The sequence below is a fragment of the Bacillus sp. 205(2023) genome (genome assembly GCF_037027485.1).
GTDB classification, from domain to species: Bacteria; Bacillota; Bacilli; order Bacillales; family Bacillaceae; genus Bacillus; species Bacillus halotolerans.
The window spans coordinates 1,091,458-1,110,279 of sequence record NZ_JAXCHF010000001.1; the positions used below are offsets into that span (position 1 = coordinate 1,091,458).

Annotated in this window: 18 protein-coding genes, 1 other RNA gene and 1 other annotated feature; of the genes, 4 read left to right on the forward strand and 15 right to left on the reverse strand. The window is 45.5% G+C overall.

The window, feature by feature from the left end; all coding sequences use genetic code 11:
- Positions 1-49 precede the first annotated feature (49 nt).
- Positions 50-688, forward strand: coding sequence for an amino acid ABC transporter permease (locus tag WA325_RS05585; RefSeq protein ID WP_336183297.1), 639 nt, complete (start codon positions 50-52; stop codon positions 686-688).
- A gap of 28 nt (positions 689-716) precedes the next feature.
- A complete protein-coding gene (locus WA325_RS05590; protein ID WP_336183298.1) occupies positions 717-1,373 on the forward strand; it encodes an amino acid ABC transporter permease in 657 nt (218 codons plus the stop codon).
- A gap of 33 nt (positions 1,374-1,406) precedes the next feature.
- Here the strand turns inward: WA325_RS05590 and WA325_RS05595 are convergent, their stop codons facing one another.
- From WA325_RS05595 to cymR, 8 genes are all read right to left on the reverse strand, one after another.
- Entirely contained in the window at positions 1,407-1,538 is a 132-nt protein-coding gene (locus WA325_RS05595) for a YrzQ family protein (protein WP_024122308.1), read from the reverse strand.
- 21 nt (positions 1,539-1,559) lie between these two features.
- Positions 1,560-1,751 carry a hypothetical protein gene (locus WA325_RS05600; protein WP_010335110.1) on the reverse strand — a complete coding sequence of 64 codons (192 nt, stop codon included), beginning with the start codon at positions 1,749-1,751 and terminating at the stop codon, positions 1,560-1,562.
- An 11-nt stretch (positions 1,752-1,762) separates the two neighbouring features.
- Positions 1,763-2,287, reverse strand: a complete 525-nt coding sequence (locus WA325_RS05605; protein ID WP_151174396.1) for a PRC-barrel domain-containing protein — start codon at positions 2,285-2,287, stop codon at positions 1,763-1,765.
- A gap of 58 nt (positions 2,288-2,345) precedes the next feature.
- Positions 2,346-4,742: an SF1B family DNA helicase RecD2 gene (recD2, locus tag WA325_RS05610; RefSeq protein WP_336183299.1), complete on the reverse strand. Its 2,397-nt coding sequence runs from the start codon at positions 4,740-4,742 to the stop codon at positions 2,346-2,348.
- 24 nt (positions 4,743-4,766) lie between these two features.
- Positions 4,767-5,387, reverse strand: a complete 621-nt coding sequence (locus WA325_RS05615; RefSeq protein ID WP_105953798.1) for a tetratricopeptide repeat protein — start codon at positions 5,385-5,387, stop codon at positions 4,767-4,769.
- An 84-nt stretch (positions 5,388-5,471) separates the two neighbouring features.
- Positions 5,472-6,587, reverse strand: coding sequence for a tRNA 2-thiouridine(34) synthase MnmA (gene mnmA / locus WA325_RS05620; protein WP_336183301.1), 1,116 nt, complete (start codon positions 6,585-6,587; stop codon positions 5,472-5,474).
- 28 nt (positions 6,588-6,615) lie between these two features.
- Positions 6,616-7,758, reverse strand: a complete 1,143-nt coding sequence (locus WA325_RS05625) for a cysteine desulfurase family protein (protein ID WP_105953508.1) — start codon at positions 7,756-7,758, stop codon at positions 6,616-6,618.
- A gap of 19 nt (positions 7,759-7,777) precedes the next feature.
- Entirely contained in the window at positions 7,778-8,194 is a 417-nt protein-coding gene (cymR, locus tag WA325_RS05630; RefSeq protein WP_003225879.1) for a cysteine metabolism transcriptional regulator CymR, read from the reverse strand.
- A gap of 201 nt (positions 8,195-8,395) precedes the next feature.
- Between cymR and WA325_RS05635 the strand changes: the two genes are divergently transcribed.
- Positions 8,396-9,661 carry a replication-associated recombination protein A gene (locus WA325_RS05635; protein WP_105953507.1) on the forward strand — a complete coding sequence of 422 codons (1,266 nt, stop codon included), beginning with the start codon at positions 8,396-8,398 and terminating at the stop codon, positions 9,659-9,661.
- A 41-nt stretch (positions 9,662-9,702) separates the two neighbouring features.
- On the opposite strand, the gene WA325_RS05640 is transcribed toward WA325_RS05635, so the two are convergent.
- The 5 genes from WA325_RS05640 to WA325_RS05660 form a co-directional block, all read right to left on the reverse strand.
- A complete protein-coding gene (locus WA325_RS05640) occupies positions 9,703-10,467 on the reverse strand; it encodes a tRNA threonylcarbamoyladenosine dehydratase (protein ID WP_059293512.1) in 765 nt (254 codons plus the stop codon).
- Positions 10,468-10,550: 83 nt separating this feature from the next.
- Positions 10,551-10,743, reverse strand: a non-coding RNA gene (gene ssrS, locus WA325_RS05645) — 6S RNA.
- A 60-nt stretch (positions 10,744-10,803) separates the two neighbouring features.
- Positions 10,804-12,582: an aspartate--tRNA ligase gene (aspS, locus tag WA325_RS05650; protein WP_336183302.1), complete on the reverse strand. Its 1,779-nt coding sequence runs from the start codon at positions 12,580-12,582 to the stop codon at positions 10,804-10,806.
- Positions 12,583-12,595: 13 nt separating this feature from the next.
- Positions 12,596-13,870: a histidine--tRNA ligase gene (hisS, locus tag WA325_RS05655; protein ID WP_105953505.1), complete on the reverse strand. Its 1,275-nt coding sequence runs from the start codon at positions 13,868-13,870 to the stop codon at positions 12,596-12,598.
- 90 nt (positions 13,871-13,960) lie between these two features.
- Positions 13,961-14,191: a binding site (T-box leader), on the reverse strand.
- Between the two features lie 59 nt (positions 14,192-14,250).
- A complete protein-coding gene (locus WA325_RS05660) occupies positions 14,251-14,421 on the reverse strand; it encodes a YrzK family protein (RefSeq protein ID WP_010335119.1) in 171 nt (56 codons plus the stop codon).
- Between the two features lie 133 nt (positions 14,422-14,554).
- On the opposite strand from WA325_RS05660, the gene WA325_RS05665 reads away from it, so the two are divergent.
- Positions 14,555-16,108 carry an SH3 domain-containing protein gene (locus tag WA325_RS05665; RefSeq protein ID WP_336183303.1) on the forward strand — a complete coding sequence of 518 codons (1,554 nt, stop codon included), beginning with the start codon at positions 14,555-14,557 and terminating at the stop codon, positions 16,106-16,108.
- Positions 16,109-16,134: 26 nt separating this feature from the next.
- Here WA325_RS05665 and dtd read toward each other — a convergent pair whose 3' ends face one another.
- Both dtd and relA read right to left on the reverse strand, forming a co-directional pair.
- Positions 16,135-16,575: a D-aminoacyl-tRNA deacylase gene (gene dtd / locus WA325_RS05670; protein WP_059293508.1), complete on the reverse strand. Its 441-nt coding sequence runs from the start codon at positions 16,573-16,575 to the stop codon at positions 16,135-16,137.
- A 12-nt stretch (positions 16,576-16,587) separates the two neighbouring features.
- Positions 16,588-18,792 carry a GTP diphosphokinase gene (gene relA, locus WA325_RS05675; RefSeq protein ID WP_044154273.1) on the reverse strand — a complete coding sequence of 735 codons (2,205 nt, stop codon included), beginning with the start codon at positions 18,790-18,792 and terminating at the stop codon, positions 16,588-16,590.
- Positions 18,793-18,822 lie beyond the last annotated feature (30 nt).

The following is an 18,822-nucleotide window of genomic DNA, read 5'->3' on the forward strand; positions in this document are numbered from 1 at the left end:
TGAGCAGGCGATGCTCATCCCGATTTTATAAGGAGAGTGAATAAAGCATATGAATGTGTCTATTCTATTCGATAACTTCGACATGTATATGGACGGTTTTTATCACACGCTGCTCGCAAGCCTGATCGCGCTGGCCGGCAGCTTTGCGCTTGGCGTTCTTGTCGCGGTGATGAGAATAACAGTATTTAAGCCCTTGCAATGGCTCGGGACGGCTTATGTCGAATTTATCCGCAATATCCCTTTGCTTTTGATCACATTTGTCTTTTACTTTGGACTTCCAAATGCGGGTCTGAGGCTGGATGGATTCCAAGCGGGAACCGTTGCGCTCACAATTTATACGTCTGCTTTTATCGCAGAAGCCATCAGAGCCGGCATCCAGTCTGTTTCAAAAGGGCAAATGGAAGCAGCAAGATCGTCAGGCTTTACCTACAGCCAGGCAATGGTATATATCATTTTGCCCCAGGCGATCAAAATTGTGATCCCCCCCTTGGGCAATCAATTTTTAAACTTGGTCAAAAACTCGTCTATTCTCGGGGTTGTTGCCGGATTGGATCTCATGTATCAGGCTGATTTGGTGTCATCAAGCACGCTCGTCGTTTTTGATGTCTATATCTTTGTGGCACTCTTTTACTTAGTGCTGACGATACCGCTTAGTATCGGTGTTAACTATTTGGAAAAACGGCTGTAAAGAAGCTATTGATAAGGAGTGAAAACCATTGGATTTCATCGGAGCTTATTCATCTGAACATTTAGCTTTTTTATGGGACGGCTTTCTCGTCACACTGTACGTTGCATTTATTTCTATCATTCTGAGCTTTATTTTCGGGTTGATCGCAGGTACTCTCCGCTATGCGAAAATCCCTATTCTTTCTCAACTGATTGCCGTTCTCATTGAAACGATCAGAAATCTTCCCTTATTATTAATTATTTTCTTTACATTTTTCGCCCTGCCGGAAATCGGGATCAAACTTGAAATTACAGCTGCCGCTATTACAGCCTTAACAATCTTTGAATCCGCCATGCTTTCTGAAATCATACGGAGCGGCCTGAATTCAGTTGACAAAGGGCAGATTGAAGCGGCGCGTTCCTCCGGTCTTAGCTATACACAGACACTTTTCTCTATTGTGATGCCTCAGGCGCTTCGCCGGATGGTTCCGCCGATCGTAAGCCAGTTTATTTCTTTATTAAAGGATACATCGCTAGCTGTTGTGATTGCCCTGCCTGAGCTTATTCATAACGCTCAGATTTTAAACGGGCAAAGCGCTGACGGCAGTTATTTTTTCCCGATTTTTCTGCTGGCAGCATTGATGTATTTTGCAGTCAATTATAGTCTTTCACTTGCAGCCAGACGCCTAGAGGCACGGCAGACATAAAAAGGATACTCTAAAGAGAGTATCCTTCATTCCTTAAAACATCTTCATCATTCTTTTTCTCATCCGCTTCATGCTTCGGTTATTCAGCATGTCAGATTGAGTTGCCATTCGGTACACGAGAGCCCCGGCTCCCAGCGCCAAAAGAGAAGTCATTGTCCGATTCATCCTGCGCATCTCCTTTCGTTATTAAAAATTGATGCTGCGTTCATCCTCAGAAAACAAATCATCCAGGCTGCTTAGCGTTCCGTCTTCTTCCACTTGATGAGTTTCAATCTTCCCTTTGACCACTGTCAGCTCAATGAAACAGCCCCAGCAATAATATTGGTTCACGCCGATTTTCCCGATATCCTTACTTTTGCAGTTCGGGCATATAAGCATATCTCACACCTCTATCCGTTCAGAACGATCTCGTCTTTCCGCACCTCTACAAGCGAATCCGCTCTTTGGATCTGGCGTTTGCACCCCGCTAAGTCAGAAAAGAAACCGTCCGAGAGTTCATATGCTACGATTATGCCCTTGTCCAAACAAAAGTATACATCTTCCAGCATCCCCAAAATATCACCCTCTTGCGATTTCACGAGCTTCATTTTCATCTGCTCATATGTGAAGCATGATTTCGGAAGAGGCAAAAGCTGTTCTGAATTGACTGCGGCCAATATCCGGTCATGAAGAATGCAACTGATATCACATGCACGTAAAAGCGCATGATGGTTATGAAAAAGACGTTTTTGTTCAAGAATAAACCCGAGACAATTTCCTTCGAGAGAAAAACAAATATCAGAAATCGTCCCAAGATAAAAAGAAGTTTGTTCTGAATATACAGGAAATCCTTCTACCTCATGGCATGTTCTCAAAGTGTGATCAACCACCTTTTGTTGAACAGGCTTAGGTTTTGCTTTTCGCCTTTGACACATACGATGAAATCACTTCCACCCCCAATGAAAAAAGCTCCCGCAAACACGGGAGCCCTTTTTACAGCTGTTCTTCTTTCATAAAATCGAATGGCGTAATGCCTTCCATTCCGATATTTGCGTCGTGCACGCTGAACGGGAGCTCTTTTTGCAAAGCCGCAAGCTCAGCATCCATTTCAGCCACCTGCGCTGACAGCCTGTTTTTTAATGAGGTCTGTCTGACAGTCGCGTCATTATTTTTCACGCCCCACTCCAGCGCTTCCTCTTCCCCGCATAAAATGAGAAATTTCTTCGCCCTCGTGATGGCGGTATATAGAAGGTTTCTTCTGAGCATTCTATAGTAGCCCTTCACTACAGGAAGAACCACGATCGGAAATTCACTGCCCTGCGATTTATGAATAGAGCAGCAATACGCATGAGTAAACTGACTGAAGTCTTTTTTCGTAAACGTCATTTCATTGCCGTCAAAAGAGACAACAGCCATGTCTTCTTTTTCTGTATTTTCCTTCGCATAGAAAATTGAAGTGATTTCTCCAATATCGCCGTTAAACACATTGTTTTCCGGCTGATTGACAAGCTGCAAAATTTTATCCCCGGTTCTATAGACAACGTCACCGAACTTAATTTCCCTCCGCTTTTCTTTTGGAGGGTTTAAAATATCCTGCAGCATCACATTCAGCTCATTAATTCCGGCTTTCCCTCTGTACATTGGGGCGAGGACCTGTATATCTTTTGCCGTATATCCTTTTTTCAATGCATTCGCGACAACCTTCTCAACTACTTCTTTAATTTGCGAACCACCGCAGCGGATAAAGGAACGATCCTTTGTCGGGGCCGTCAGGTTGTTTGGAAGCAGCCCGTTTTTCATCTCGTGGGCAAGCTCAACAATCGACGATCCTTCCGCTTGCCGGTAGATGTCTGTCAGTCTTACGGTCGGAATCACCTGGGATGCCAAAAGGTCTCTGAGCACTTGACCGGGTCCGACGGAAGGCAGCTGGTCTTCGTCTCCGACAATGATGATTTGAATATGGTCAGGGATCGCTTTGAACAAATGATTCGCAAGCCATATATCAAGCATACTCGCTTCATCGATAATCAAAAGCTTCCCTTCAATCGGCTGGTCCTCTGTATGAGTAAATCCTTCCGCGCCATTCCAGCCGAGCAGCCGGTGTATCGTAACCGCCGGAAGACCCGTTGACTCACTCATTCGTTTCGCCGCTCTACCTGTAGGCGCGGCCAGCACAATCGGAAAGGCTTCATCTTTTTTATAATCCGACGGATCAAGCGAAGCACCGTGGAGTTCTCCATACAATTCTACAATGCCTCTGATGACCGTTGTTTTACCGGTACCTGGTCCTCCCGTTAAAAGAAGCATCGGTGACGACAGAGCTTTTTGTATCGCTTCCTTCTGACTCGGCGCGTACTGAACATTCATACGCTCTTCCAATTCCCCTAAAGCCAGAAGGAATTCTGATTCAGGAAACTGGTCGTCATATTCGGTTTGGCTTGCGATCTGTTTCACACGCTTTGCAACATTTTGTTCAGCGAAAAACAGCGACGGAAAGTAACATCGTTCATCTTCAATGATAATATCCTTATTTTCTCCAAGCGCAATCATTGCGTTAGCGGCATCCATTTCTGTAATGCGCTGTCCATCTGCCGCTGACTGATTTAACAGCGTTTGGGTTTCGATAATCAGCTGCTTCGTTTCTATGTACGTATGCCCTTCTGAAAGGCATGTCGTTTCAAGCGTGTACAAAATAGCCGCTTTTATCCGCTCAGGATGATTCCCTGAGAGCCCCATTCTTCCGCCAAGCTCATCTGCTTTTCCAAAGCCTATGCCTTCCACGTCTCTCACAAGCTGATAAGGGTTTTCCTGAATTTTCTCCAGCGTCTCGGATTCATAGGCCTGATAGATTTTCATAGACAGCTGAGGGCCGAACCCAAATTGATTCAGCGAAATCATAATTTGCTCCAGTCCCTGATGCCGCTGCAAAGCACCGGCAAGGGTGTCAGCTTTCTTTTTTGACAGTCTCGGAACATCATAAAGGACTGAAGAATCAGCCAAAATTTTATTAATCGCACTGTCACCCAGTTTTTTCACAATCTCTTCAGCGGTTTTTTTACCGATTCCTTCAAACAGATCGCTCGACAAATACTGAATGACGCCTTCTTTTGTTGTCGGGATCTCCTTTTTGAAATGCTCAGCTTGAAATTGCAGTCCGAACTTTGGGTGAGTAACGGTTTTTCCGTAAAACGTGTAGGTCTCTTCTTCTTGAAGCGCAGGGAAGTAGCCCGTCACGGATACGACTTTATCTTCAATAGCTTCGGAGGTCTCTGTGACTTTCACTTTCAGAACCGTATATAAATTGGCGTCATTGTGATAAATGACGGTGTTTACTGTCCCTTTTAAAAAGGGCTCCTCCTCCATTTTCAGCTGATCCGGGTGCTGCTGCACGAGCCGTCCCTCCTCCTGAGCTTTTTATGATGGGTCGATCAGTTTTTTTGCATGAAGCGCCAGCATATGATCGGGCTGGATTTCGATAGCCTTGTCCAGCATTTCAAGCGCTTTTTCACGATTTTCTTTATAAGCATAAGCGACACCGGAATTATAAAACGCATCCGCGTGCCCTGGGTCTTGCTCTGTTACAGCTTCGAATTGGCTGAGTGCTTCGTCCAGCATGTCTTCGTTCGCTAAGCACATCCCGAATTGGAAACGCGCTTCTGCATCGTTTTCATTCAGCTCGACGGCTCTTTGTAAATATGGTAGAGCGAGCTTAGGCTGCTCAAGCTTTACGAGAACGGTTCCAAGCATGTAGAAAAGATCACCGTTCTCCATTCCGGCACGCAGCGCTTTTTCAAACATGTCTTTCGCTTCTTTGTACATTTCTTTTACAACATAGACATTTCCTGCTCCATAATAAGCAGTGGCTGCCCCGCTGTCTAAGTCAAGCGCTTTTTCATAAAACGCAAGCGCCCGTTCCAGTTCATTTACTGATGAAAGCAGGTTAGCAAAGTTAATATACGGAATTGCGTCTTCTTTGTTCTCTTCAATCGCTTTTGTAAAAGCCTCTGCCGCTTTTTCGTAATCGCCTTCCTGCATTGCCTCTATACCGGCTTGATTGTAGTCCACAGACATCTTCCTTTCATTAAAAAACCCCAACTCGCTGTTGAGGTTTTTTTCATTTTATACATACCACAATTTTGTTCCGTCTTTATATACGTCATCGATGGTTCCGCCGCCAAGGCATTCTTCGCCATCATAAAAGACAACGGCTTGTCCCGGTGTGACAGCACGGACCTGTTCGTCGAAGATAACCTCCGCTTCGCCTTCCCCAGTCATTCGAACCGTCACTTTATGGTCTTCTTGACGGTAACGGAATTTGGCCGTGCAGGAAATTTCTTTGCCGTCCATTATATCCGAACGAACCCAGCTGATATTGGTTGCTGTAATTTTATCGGAGTAAAGGAGCGGGTTGTGGAACCCTTGATCCACGTAAAGGATGTTCTTTTCAAGATCTTTACCGACCGCAAACCACGGCTCGCCGCTTCCGCCGATGCCAAGACCGTGACGCTGTCCGATCGTGTAGTACATTAACCCGTCATGGCGTCCTTTTACTTCGCCGTCCATCGTCATCATATCGCCCGGCTGTGCAGGGAGATATTGGCTGAGAAACGTTTTGAAGTTGCGTTCGCCGATAAAACAGATGCCTGTGCTGTCTTTTTTCATTGCCGTTGCAAGTTCTGCTTCTTTGGCAATTTCACGCACACGGCTTTTTTGAAGCTCGCCGATCGGGAACATGACTTTGCTTAGCGTATCTTCTGTCAGCTGATTCAAGAAGTACGTTTGATCTTTGTTTTCATCAATGCCGCGCAGCATTCTGACTTTGCCGCCGCTTCTGTCGACCCTTGCATAGTGGCCAGTCGCTAAATAATCAGCGCCAAGTGACAAGGCATGCTCCAAAAATGCCTTGAATTTAATTTCTTTGTTGCACAGCACATCAGGGTTTGGTGTTCTGCCTGCTTTATATTCATCGAGGAAGTATTGAAATACCTTCTCGTAATATTGCTTTTCAAAATTAACGGCATAGTACGGAATTCCGATTTGATTGCAGACGCGGATCACATCTTCATAATCCTCTGTCGCCGTGCAAAAACCGTTTTCGTCCGTATCATCCCAGTTTTTCATAAAGATTCCGATCACGTCATAGCCCTGTTCTTTTAAGAGCAGAGCCGCCACAGATGAGTCTACTCCGCCAGACATGCCGACAACGACTCTTGTATCCTCCGGCCGTTTTTCCATTTCATTCACTCCAATAATTAAGTCCGCCTTATTGTGTCAGCCGCTTTACAACGGCAGCCACATGTTCGGCAGCGGTTTTCACTTGCTCAGCCGTATTGCCGAGACCGAAGCTGATTCGAATTGAGGACGTCAGCCGGTCGCTCTCTTCACCGAACATGGCAGTCAGAACGTGTGACGGCAGGACTGAACCAGCGGTGCACGCTGATCCGCTGGAAACCGCGACTCCCGCCATATCAAGATTTACCAGCAGGGCCTCCACAGATGCACCGGGAAAATAAAGGTTCATGACATGCGGAAGGCTATGCTCTTGATCTCCATTGATCTCGAATGCCACATCGGCATCCTTAAGCGTGCCGGCAATGATTGTTTTAAACGATTGATACTTCTCGTTTTTTTCGTCCCGTTCTTCGCCCGACAGCTTGACCGCTTCTTTCAGCCCGACAATTCCCGGAACATTTTCTGTTCCGGCACGGCGTTTTCTTTCTTGCTCTCCTCCGAATAACAGCGGAGAAAGCTTTACATCCTTACTTGCATATAAAAAGCCTGTCCCTTTTGGCCCGTTGAGCTTGTGCCCAGAAACAGACAGAAGGTCAATATGGCTGCTTTTCACATCAATTGGAAAAAATCCGAATGCCTGAACAGCATCGGTATGAAAATAAGCCTTATGTTCCTTCAGCAGCAGGCCGATTTCATCGATTGGCTGCACAGTTCCGACTTCGTTATTTCCATACATCACTGTCACAAGGATTGTATCATCACGGAGTGCTTCTTTCACCTGATTTGCACTGACTCTGCCGTTTTCATCAACATCCAGATACGTCACTTCAAATCCGTCTTCCTCCAGTTTTTCACATGTGTGAAGCACGGCGTGATGCTCAATTTTTGTCGTGATGATATGTTTTCCCTGATCTTTTCTGGCAAGCGCAGTTCCCATTATCGCTAAATTATCGGCTTCCGTTCCCCCGCTAGTGAAAATAATTTCCTGTTCTGCCGCACCAATTTCAGCTGCAATCTGCGCTCTTGCTTCGTCCACCCATTTCCGTGATTCCCTTCCAAATGAATGAATGCTGGATGGATTGCCGAAATTTCCGGAGAAATGCGGTATCATTTTCTCCAGCACGCGATCATCCATCGGAGACGTTGCAGCGTGATCCAAATAAATCCGTTCCATTTTGTTTTACACCTCTGATCTAAATATAGAACATATAAGCTTCTTGCTCTCCATCTGTGTAGCTGGCAAGGTCCTCTAAAGTTGTGCTGTCTAACACTTCTTTAACAGCATCCCGTATGCGGATCCACAGCTCCCGCTTGGCAGGCTCCTCGTCTTCGAGCACTTCCACAGGGCTGATCGGACCTTCAAGCACGCGGATGATGTCTCCAGCTGTAATGGCATCCGGCTCACTGCCTAATACGTATCCGCCGTATGCGCCTCTGATGCTTTTGACTAAGCCGGCATTTCTGAGCGGTGATACCAGCTGCTCTAAATAATGCTCTGACAAATTATTCGTCTGTGCGATGCTTTTTAATGAAGTCGGGCCTTCACCATGCTTTTTCGCGAGCTCGATCATAATGGTGAGACCGTATCTTCCTTTAGTTGATATTTTCAACATGAACACCTCTGTTATTTCATGATTTTCCACATATATAATGGTAATTTCTATATAATTCGTCCGTTTATTAAATAATAGACCAACTGCTATTATAGCATACCTTCTGCGAATTTTCATGGAAGCCGGCGGAAACAGGGCTTCCCCCTTTTCTAATTTCCGGTTTTCCGTTACCCTGTAATTAACTAAGGAGAGATGATGATGAAGCCATTGGCATATCGGATGCGTCCGACGAAAATAGAGGATATTATCGGCCAGCAGCATCTGGTGGCTGAAGATAAAATTATCGGCAGAATGGTTCAGGCAAAACATTTGTCATCCATGATTTTGTACGGGCCGCCCGGAATTGGAAAAACCTCAATCGCAACAGCAATCGCCGGTTCAACAAGTATTGCTTTCCGCAAGCTGAATGCCGTTATTAACAATAAAAAGGATATGGAGATCGTAGCTCAAGAAGCCAAAATGTCCGGCCAGGTCATTTTGATTTTGGATGAAGTCCACAGACTCGATAAAGGAAAACAGGATTTTCTTTTGCCTTATTTAGAAAATGGCATGATTATTTTAATCGGCGCCACTACAGCTAACCCATATCACGCCATAAATCCGGCCATCAGAAGCCGAACGCAGATTTTTGAGCTAGAGCCATTAACACCTGAATTGATTAAACAGGCATTAGAGCGGGCTCTTCATGATGAGCACCGGGGGCTTGGCACATATTCCGTTTCAATTGATGACCAGGCGATGGAGCATTTTGCCCACGGATGCGGAGGAGATGTCCGTTCCGCTTTAAATGCGCTTGAGCTTGCCGTATTGTCAACGAAGGAGTCTGCGGATGGCGTGATCCACATCACATTAGAGACTGCGGAAGAATGCCTGCAAAAGAAGAGTTTTTCTCACGATAAAGACGGTGATGCGCATTATGACGTCTTGTCCGCTTTTCAAAAATCGATCCGCGGCTCTGATGCCAACGCCGCTCTTCACTATTTGGCCAGATTAATTGAAGCGGGTGACTTAGAAAGCATCGCAAGGAGACTCTTGGTTATCGCCTATGAGGATATCGGCTTAGCCAGCCCGCAGGCCGGACCGAGAGTGCTGCATGCAGTTCAGACCGCCGAACGTATTGGCTTCCCTGAAGCGCGCATACCGCTGGCCAATGCGGTCATTGAGCTCTGTCTCTCGCCAAAATCCAATTCAGCTATTTTAGCAATCGATGAAGCGCTCGCGGACATCAGAGCAGGAAAAATCGGCGATGTCCCAAAACATTTAAAAGACGCGCATTATAAAGGCGCACAGGAACTTGGAAGAGGAATCGACTATAAATACCCTCATAATTACGAAAATGGATGGGTTGAACAGCAGTACCTCCCTGATCCTTTAAAGAACAAGCAATATTACAAACCGAAACAAACTGGTAAATTTGAATCTGCGTTAAAGCAAGTGTACGATAAATTAATAAAAAGAAAATAAAAAAACAGCCTTGAATATGCTTCAAGGCTGTTTTTTATTCATTATTTATCCTTCACGCGTTTGATTTCAATATCTTTCAAAAGATCCATGACAACATGACCGCCCATAATCAATCCCGCAACAGACGGCACAAAAGCATTAGAGGACGGCGGCATTTTGGCTTTGCGGATTTTCGCATCGTCATTTCCGACTTCTTTTCTGACGTCTTCCCGGATCACAATTGGGCTTTCATCGGAGAAAATCACTTGAACGCCCTTTTTGATGCCTTCTTTACGGAGTCTCGTACGAACCACCTTTGCAATCGGGTCAGTATGTGTTTTAGAAATATCTGCGATTTGGAAACGTGTCGGGTCTGTCTTGTTCGCCGCACCCATGCTGGAGATCAGCGGAATATCCCGTTTCAGACATTCTTTCATTAAATGGATTTTATAATGAATGGTGTCTGACGCATCAATTACGTAGTCAAGGTTATACTCAAAGAATTGCTCATACGTTTCTTCCGTATAGAACATTTTTAACGAAATCACTTCACACTCAGGGTTAATGTCTGCAATACGCGCTTTCATTAAATCCACTTTCGGCTGACCGACAGTTGAAAGAAGAGCGTGAAGCTGACGGTTTACGTTTGTGATGTCCACATCATCCTTATCGACAAGCAGGATGCGTCCAACGCCTGAACGTGCAAGCGCCTCCGCTGCGAACGATCCGACGCCTCCAACTCCAAGCACAGCAACCGTGCTGTTTTTCAGCGTTTCAAGGCCTTCTTTTCCGATAGCTAATTCATTGCGTGAAAACTGGTGTAACAAGAACCTCACTCCACATTCGTAATCTGGTTTTCATATGATAAATGGCTATTACAGAAACAGCCGTTTTTTCTGCGCATAAAAAATAAAGTCCCAATCGTGCCGTTGCAGCTTTCCTTTGTTTTGAACCCGCTCTCAGCAGGTGGGTGCCCTCTTTTAAATCTTGTAAGTCCTCTTTACCGAATGAAAAGAGGCATGTACGCCATTTAAAAATGCGGGCTCCCAAATCAAAAATATGTTCGGTCAAAACTAGGTGTACAACTAACACATCAGGACTTTATTTAACTTGTCAAAATCATATCATAGACGATTTTGATTTTCAAGAATCGAACTGCACATTCAGTTCTTTACTTTTGTTTTAATAGAAAGATGAAGTTCATCAAGCTGCGCGTCGCTTACTTCTCCCGGCGCATCTGTCATCAGACAGCTTGCACTTGCCGTTTTCGGGAAAGCAATCGTATCTCTCAGATTCGTCCGGCCGGCAAGAAGCATCACGAGACGGTCTAAGCCAAGCGCGATTCCGCCGTGCGGAGGAGCGCCGTATTCAAATGCCTCAAGAAGGAATCCAAACTGTTCTGCTGCTTCTTCTTTTGTGAAACCAAGCAGTGCCAACATTTTTTCCTGAATATCCTTTTCGAAAATACGGATCGAACCGCCGCCAAGCTCATAGCCGTTTAAGACGAGGTCATAGGCTTGCGCTTTCATGTCCTCAGGCGCTGTTTCAATCAGCTCAAGGTCTTCACGGACAGGCATTGTAAACGGATGGTGCGCTGCGTAAAAACGGCCTTCCTCCGCATCATGCTCTAAGAGCGGCCAGTCAATAACCCATAAGAAATTGAAGAGGTCTTCGTCAATGAGTCCCCGTTCTTTCCCAAGCTTTAAGCGCAGGGCGCCGAGTGATGCGGCAACAACTTCGAATTTATCCGCCCCGAACAGCAGCAAGTCACCCTCAGCGGCATTAAGTGCTTCAATCAGCTTAGACTGCTTTTCATCATCAAAGAATTTGGCGATCGGGCCTTTCACTCCGTCCGCTTCGACCTTCACCCAAGCAAGTCCTTTCGCTCCGTAATTTGCAGCAAACGCACCTAGAGCATCGATGTCTTTTCTTGAGTAATCGCCTGCCCCGCCTTTTACATTGATGGCTTTGACTACTCCGCCGTTTGCCACAGCTGATGAGAACACCTTAAATTCAGTATCTTTTACAATGTCAGATACATCTGTCAAAAGCATGTCAAAGCGAGTATCCGGTTTATCAGAACCGTATTTGTTCATCGCCTCGTCATACGTCATTCGAGGCAGAGGAAGCTTGAGTTCCACACCTTTCGTTTCACGCATAATCTTTGCCATCATATCCTCAGCCAATGACATAATGTCTTCCTGGCTCATAAAGGACATTTCAATATCGATTTGCGTAAACTCAGGCTGGCGGTCCGCACGCAAGTCCTCATCGCGGAAACAGCGGGCAATCTGATAATAGCGTTCAACGCCTGAGACCATCAGAAGCTGTTTAAATAGCTGCGGAGATTGAGGGAGCGCATAGAATTCACCTTCGTGCACACGGCTCGGCACCAAGTAGTCACGTGCGCCCTCAGGTGTGCTTCCTGTTAAAATCGGCGTTTCAATATCAAGAAACCCTTTTTCATCTAAAAAGCTCCGAGCAGCTTTCGTCACGTTATGGCGCAGCTGGATCGTTTGAAACATAGCCGGTCTGCGCAAATCTAAGTAACGGTATTTTAAACGCACGTCCTCTGATACATCATCCGCTTGATCAGAAATGGCAAACGGAGGCGTCTTCGCAGCACTCAATACAGTCACTGCATCAGCGTGAATTTCAATCGCGCCTGTTTTCAAATTCTTATTCACTGTACCTTCTTCGCGCGCAACCACTTTTCCTTGAATATCAAGTACGTATTCGTTTCTGATGCCTTCAGCAATAGCAAGCGCTTCTTTTGATACATCAGGGTTAAAAACGACTTGAACAATTCCCGTACGGTCACGCAAGTCAATAAAAATCAATCCGCCGAGGTCCCGTCTTTTTTGGACCCAGCCTTTCAGCGTTACAGATTCGCCAATTGCTTTTTCAGTCATTTCGCCGCAATAATATGTTCTTCCAAACAATGCGTTCCACTCCTTATCCCTTTTGGTTTGCTTTCATCACATGTATAAATTCATCAAGAGCCACTACAATCTGTTCGCCTGTTTTTGCATCCTTTACATTGATTTTGTTTTGAGCAAGCTCATCCTCTCCCAAAATCGCAATAAATCTGGCGTTGAGGCGGTCAGCGGTTTTAAACTGGCCTTTCATTTTCTTATTTTCGTAATCAATTTCACTGGAAATGCCTGCTTCTCTCAGTTTGTACACCAACGAAACGGAATAATCCTTCGCTTTTTCGCCAAGCGTCACGATATAGCAGTCAATCCCCTGATCAACAGGCAGTTCTCTTTTTTCAGCATCAATTGCGGCAAGCAGGCGTTCAATGCTCATCGCAAATCCGATGCCGGGCGCTTCTGGTCCGCCGATTTGCTCGACCAATCCGTCATAGCGTCCGCCGCCGGCAAGCGTTGTAATAGCGCCAAAGCCTTCCGCATTGCTCATGATTTCGAATGCGGTATGATTATAATAATCCAGCCCTCTCACAAGGTTAGGATCAATTTCATAAGAAATGCCGAGATCGTTTAAATATTGCTTCACTTTTTCAAAATAAGCGGCTGATTCTTCATTTAAGTAAGTAAGAATAGAAGGTGCCGATTTCATCAGCTCATGATCCCGGTCCTTTTTGCAATCCAAAATTCTGAGCGGATTGGTGTGCAGACGTGACTGACAGTCTGAACAAAATTCCTCGATGCGCGGCTCAAAGTGTTTCACGAGCGCTTCTCTGTAGCTTTTGCGGCTGTCCCGATCGCCAAGACTGTTTATCACAAGCTTGACGTTTTTCAAGCCGGCCTTCTGATAAATACCCATCGCCAGCGCCATTACTTCAGCATCTATTGCAGGGTCTTTCGATCCAATCGCTTCGATTCCAAACTGATAAAACTGGCGGTAACGGCCTGTCTGCGGACGTTCGTAACGGAACATCGGCCCGACATAATACAGCTTTGTCGGCTGAACAGGATTCGCAAATAATTTATTTTCATTAAAAGCGCGAACTGCTGCAGCAGTTCCCTCGGGGCGAAGCGTCAGGCTTCTGCCTTTGCGGTCCTGGAAGGTGTACATTTCTTTTTGTACAATATCCGTAGACTCCCCGACGCCTCTGGCGAACAGTTCTGTATGCTCAAAAATCGGCGTGCGGATTTCTTTATATTGATAAGTTCGGCAAGTGTCTCTCATGATTTGTTCAACATACTGCCAGCGCTCTGATTCTCCGGGCAGAATATCTTGTGTTCCTCTTGGAATGTTATATCCCATGTGTAGACCTCCTTATGTATCCCTTATAAAATATACATTTATCGTCAATGATGAAAAATAAAAAAACTCCCGTCTCTACTATACACATATAGTAGGGACGAGAGTTATACCCGTGGTGCCACCCTAGTTGGAATATTTTCGTATTCCCGCTCGATCCTTTAACGCAGGTTCACGTTCACTGCCTAATGACGGTATCACGCGTTCAGCAGGAAACCTCCGGAGTGTTGTTTCGAGAAAGACGCAATGGGAGCCGCTTTCAGCCTGGGGCGGTTCCTCTCTAGCCATGCAATCTGACCTACTCTTCTCCATTATTGGTTCAGTTTAATTATTATTTATTATGTACTCGATTTCTATTATAATAATGGCATTGCTGTACTCTGTCAAGCTTTATTCCGGTTGTTTTTCTGCTGTGATGCTTCTTTGGACATAAGACCAAATTCCGTTGCCGTTTCAGTGAGATAACCGATTGTATCAGGATCGGCATGATCACTGAAATGCAGGTTTCCTTCGCCGTCGTGAAATGCACGTCCCATTTTTGGATGATATTTCATGATTTGCACACCTTTTTCATTGGTTTTATGCCTAGTATAAACAAATCATTTTATTTTTATTTAAAAATCAGAAAGGACTTTACGATATTAATAAAGAATGCTTTTTTTTATGATCATTAGAAAGGAGGACACAATGAGCAAGAAACACTTTGTCCTTATTGTATGTATTATCGTCGCCGGGGCGCTTTTCCCGCCTTTTTCTGCCGTTACAGCCGCTCAGGGAGAAGCCGTCATCGCAACAGATGAAATGAACGTCAGAAGCGGCCCGGGGCTTAGCTACGGCATCATGGCGGAGGTGAAAAAAGGAGAACGCTACCCCATCTTGAAGGAAGACGGAGACTGGGTGCAAATACAGCTTGGTTCCGGAGATAAAGGGTGGGTTGTCTCCTGGCTTATTACTAAGGAAAAACAGTCAGGCACAAGCTCTACAGACAGCAGTGAAACTGTAACATCAACAGATCCCGATTTACGGATGAGAACAGGCCCTGGTACTTCATACGAAGTCATCGGCAAATTCCCGCAGGGCAGCCAAGCCGCAGTGATTGACAAGAATTCCGGCTGGATCAAGATATCATATCGAAATTCCACCGGATGGGTATCTTCCGAATACGTCACTTCAGGCAGCGGCAGTTCAGCGTCTGAGGAAAGTGATCAGACAGAATCATCTGGTTCAACAACGGGCACGGTTGGCGTTTCTTCACTGAATGTCAGAGGCTCTGCCTCACATGATGCAGCGATTATAACAAAACTTTCACGAGGAACGAAGCTTACAATCCTCGAAGAGAAAAACGGCTGGCTTCATATTGAAGCGAATGGGCTAAAAGGCTGGGTCGCAAGCCATTACATTGTGACCAGTTCTGACCCAGCTGAAGATTCAGCTGATGTCAGCAGTTCAGACAGTACAAAAAAAGCCTATATCGTATACGGAGGAACGAATTTAAGAAGCGATGCCTCAACGTCAGCTTCTATCGTTAAACGCGCAGCCAAAGGCGATGCGTACTCCATTACCGGATCAAAGGGCAGCTGGTATGAAGTAAAACTTGACAATGGGCAGACCGCTTATGTCGCCAACTGGGTGGTACAGACGTCTAAAAGCGCTGAAGAATCCGGAGAGCCGCCTGTCGCTGATTCCGCTTCCGGAAGCGGGTCGCTGAAAAACAAAGCGATTGTTGTCGATCCGGGGCATGGAGGAAAAGACAGCGGAACAATCGGCTATTCAGGCCAATTCGAGAAAAAACTGACGATCAAAACGGCGAAACTGCTGGCCAGCAAACTTAGATCAGCAGGAGCAGACGTGTATGTGACACGGCAGGATGATACATTTGTCAGCTTACAATCACGAGTCTCGACGTCTCACTACCGCAATGCAGACGCCTTCATCAGCATTCATTACGACAGCTTTGCGGATACTTCTACAAGGGGAAGCACAGCTTATTACTACAGTCCTGCAAAGGATCAGGAACTGGCATCAGATGTACACTCTGAAGTGGTTAAGCGATCTTCCATTCCTGACCGCGGCGTACTGTTCGGAGATTATTATGTGCTCCGTGAAAACAAACAGCCCGCTATGCTGTACGAGCTAGGATATGTAAGCCATCCGCAGGAAGAAGCCATTGTACATAGCAATTCATATCAAGAAAAAGTAACAGACGGAATTGAGAGCGGATTGGAGAAATATTTTCAATAAAAAAAGCTGCCTTTTGGCAGCTTTTTTTATTTTGAATCCATAATCAAAGTGACCGGTCCGGAGTTAGTGAGCTTTACATCCATCATGGCGCCGAATTTACCGGTTTCTACTTTGATTCCTTTTTCACGAAGCAGGTCATTCCATTTTTCATAAAGGCCCAAAGCCTTATCAGGTTTTGCGGCGTTCATGTAGTTCGGGCGCCGTCCTTTTCTCGTATCTCCGTAAAGCGTAAACTGTGAAACAGACAAAATCTCCCCGCCTGTATCCAGAAGCGACAAATTCATTTTTCCATCGCTGTCATCGAAAATGCGAAGATTCACCATTTTATCCGCTAAGTAAGCGGCGTCCTCTTCTGTATCATCGTGAGTGATGCCGACCAGGACCATAATGCCTTGTCCAATTTGGCCGATCACATCTCCATCAACGGTTACACTTGCTTCTGTTACTCGCTGAACGACTATTTTCATTTTGTGACTCCTTTAATTCATGACGCGGCGCACAGAATATATATCCCTTATTTGCTTAATGCGCTCGACGACTTTATGCAGATGATTGATGTTCTGGATAAAAATAGCCATATGAATGGTTGCCACTTTGTTGCGATCCGATTTGCCAGAGACAGAAGAAATATTTGTTTTCGTTTCATTCACTGCCTGAAGCACCTCGTTAAGCAATCCGCGGCGGTCATACCCAAGAATCTCGATCTCAACATTGTATTCCTTGCGTTTTTGCACCTGTGACTCATGTTCCCACTCTACTGGGATCAGCCGCTCCTGTGCTTCATTCGTTTTGACATTCGGACAGTCGTCGCGATGGACGGAAACCCCTCTGCCTTTTGTAATGAAACCGACAATATGGTCACCAGGCACAGGATTACAGCATTTCGATAATCGCACAAGAAGATTGTCGATCCCCTTGACGCGAACGCCAGCTTCCCGCTTTCTTCCTTGCGGATACGGTTTAGGCTCCGCAGCGACATCCTGAACGATTTTTTCTTGTTCTTCCTGATCGCGCTGTTTTCTTTCTTTTTCCGTCAGCCGGTTCGCCACCTGCAGGGCTGTGATGCCATTGTAGCCGACCGCTGCGTACATGTCTTCTTCATTTGAGAAATTAAATTTATCAGCAACTTTTTGGATGTTCTCCGGTGTCAGGACGTCCTTCACTTCAAAGTCCAGATTTTTAATTTCTTTTTCTACCAATTCACGGCCTTTTTCAACATTTTCTTCGCGCCGCTGTTTCTTAAAGAATTGACGGATTTTATGCTTCGCCTGTGAAGTTTGAGCAAGCTTCACCCAATCCTGACTCGGACCATAGGAATGCTTGGAGGTGAGAATTTCAACGATATCACCTGTCCGGAGCTTATGGTCAAGGGTCACCATTTTTCCGTTGACCTTCGCACCGATTGTTTTATTGCCGATTTCAGAGTGTATCCGGTAAGAGAAATCAATCGGGACAGAACCGGACGGAAGCTCGATGACATCTCCTTTTGGCGTAAAGACGTACACCATATCCGAGAACAAATCGATTTTGAGCGATTCCATAAATTCTTCGGCATCTGTTGATTCATTTTGGAATTCCAAAATTTCGCGGAACCATGAAAGCTTTTTCTCAAATGTTGCGCTTTCACTCGCTGCTTTTCCTTCTTTATAAGCCCAGTGAGCCGCAACCCCGTATTCCGCGATTTCATGCATTTCAAAGGTGCGGATCTGCACTTCCAGCGGGTCGCCTTTAGGCCCTATAACTGTTGTATGAAGCGATTGATACATGTTCGGCTTCGGCATTGCGATATAATCTTTGAACCTGCCGGGCATCGGCTTCCAGCAGGTATGAATAATGCCGAGCACCGCGTAGCAGTCCTTTATGCTGTTCACGAGAATCCGGACAGCAAGCAGATCATAGATTTCATTGAATTGCTTATTTTGCAGCACCATTTTTCTATAGATACTGTAAATATGTTTCGGCCGGCCTGAGAAGTCAGCCTTGATGTTGACTTCTTCGACACGTTTTTTCACCTCATTGACAACCTCGTCGACATAAAGCTCGCGTTCTGCGCGTTTTTTCTTCATGAGGTTGACAATTCTGTAATATTGCTGAGGATTCAAATAACGGAGCGCCGTATCTTCCAGTTCCCATTTAATCTTTGAAATCCCGAGGCGATGAGCCAAAGGAGCAAAGATTTCCAGCGTTTCATTAGAAATTCTGCGCTGTTTTTCTTGGGGAAGATGTTTCAGCGTCCGCATATTGTGAAGACGATCCGCCAGCTTGATCAGTATGACCCGGATATCTTGAGCCATAGCGACAAACATTTTGCGATGATTTTCCGCCTGCTGTTCCTCTTGAGATTTATATTTAATTTTACCGAGCTTTGTTACACCGTCCACAAGCATTGCCACTTCCTCGGAGAATGCTTCCTTCAGGTCATCAAGCGTCACATCAGTATCCTCCACTACATCATGCAGAAATCCGCCCGCAATTGTGGATGGATCCATTTCAAGATCAACGAGAATTCCCGCAACCTGAATCGGATGAATAATGTAAGGCTCACCTGATTTGCGGTATTGCTCGCGATGAGCGTCTTCAGCGTACAGGTATGCTTTTTCGACAAATGCGATATGCTCATCGGATAGATAACTGCGCGCTTTATCAATAACTTGCTCGGCAGTCAATACTTGTTCGTTCGCCATGGAATCACCTTTTTTAAAATGTAAACTGTA

Coding starts and splice junctions, on each gene's coding strand:
- WA325_RS05665 (WP_336183303.1), top strand. CDS start 14,555: ATGAGCAAGAAACACTTTGTCCTTATTGTATGTATTATCGTCGCCGGG.
- WA325_RS05615 (WP_105953798.1), bottom strand. CDS start 5,387: ATGCAGGAAGGCGATTACGAAAAAGCGGCAGAGGCTTTTACAAAAGCG.
- relA (WP_044154273.1), bottom strand. CDS start 18,792: ATGGCGAACGAACAAGTATTGACTGCCGAGCAAGTTATTGATAAAGCG.
- WA325_RS05635 (WP_105953507.1), top strand. CDS start 8,396: ATGAAGCCATTGGCATATCGGATGCGTCCGACGAAAATAGAGGATATT.
- WA325_RS05660 (WP_010335119.1), bottom strand. CDS start 14,421: ATGAAATATCATCCAAAAATGGGACGTGCATTTCACGACGGCGAAGGA.
- WA325_RS05600 (WP_010335110.1), bottom strand. CDS start 1,751: ATGCTTATATGCCCGAACTGCAAAAGTAAGGATATCGGGAAAATCGGC.
- WA325_RS05605 (WP_151174396.1), bottom strand. CDS start 2,287: ATGTGTCAAAGGCGAAAAGCAAAACCTAAGCCTGTTCAACAAAAGGTG.
- WA325_RS05625 (WP_105953508.1), bottom strand. CDS start 7,758: ATGGAACGGATTTATTTGGATCACGCTGCAACGTCTCCGATGGATGAT.
- hisS (WP_105953505.1), bottom strand. CDS start 13,870: ATGGGATATAACATTCCAAGAGGAACACAAGATATTCTGCCCGGAGAA.
- WA325_RS05585 (WP_336183297.1), top strand. CDS start 50: ATGAATGTGTCTATTCTATTCGATAACTTCGACATGTATATGGACGGT.
- WA325_RS05595 (WP_024122308.1), bottom strand. CDS start 1,538: ATGAATCGGACAATGACTTCTCTTTTGGCGCTGGGAGCCGGGGCTCTC.
- mnmA (WP_336183301.1), bottom strand. CDS start 6,587: ATGGAAAAACGGCCGGAGGATACAAGAGTCGTTGTCGGCATGTCTGGC.
- dtd (WP_059293508.1), bottom strand. CDS start 16,575: ATGAAAATAGTCGTTCAGCGAGTAACAGAAGCAAGTGTAACCGTTGAT.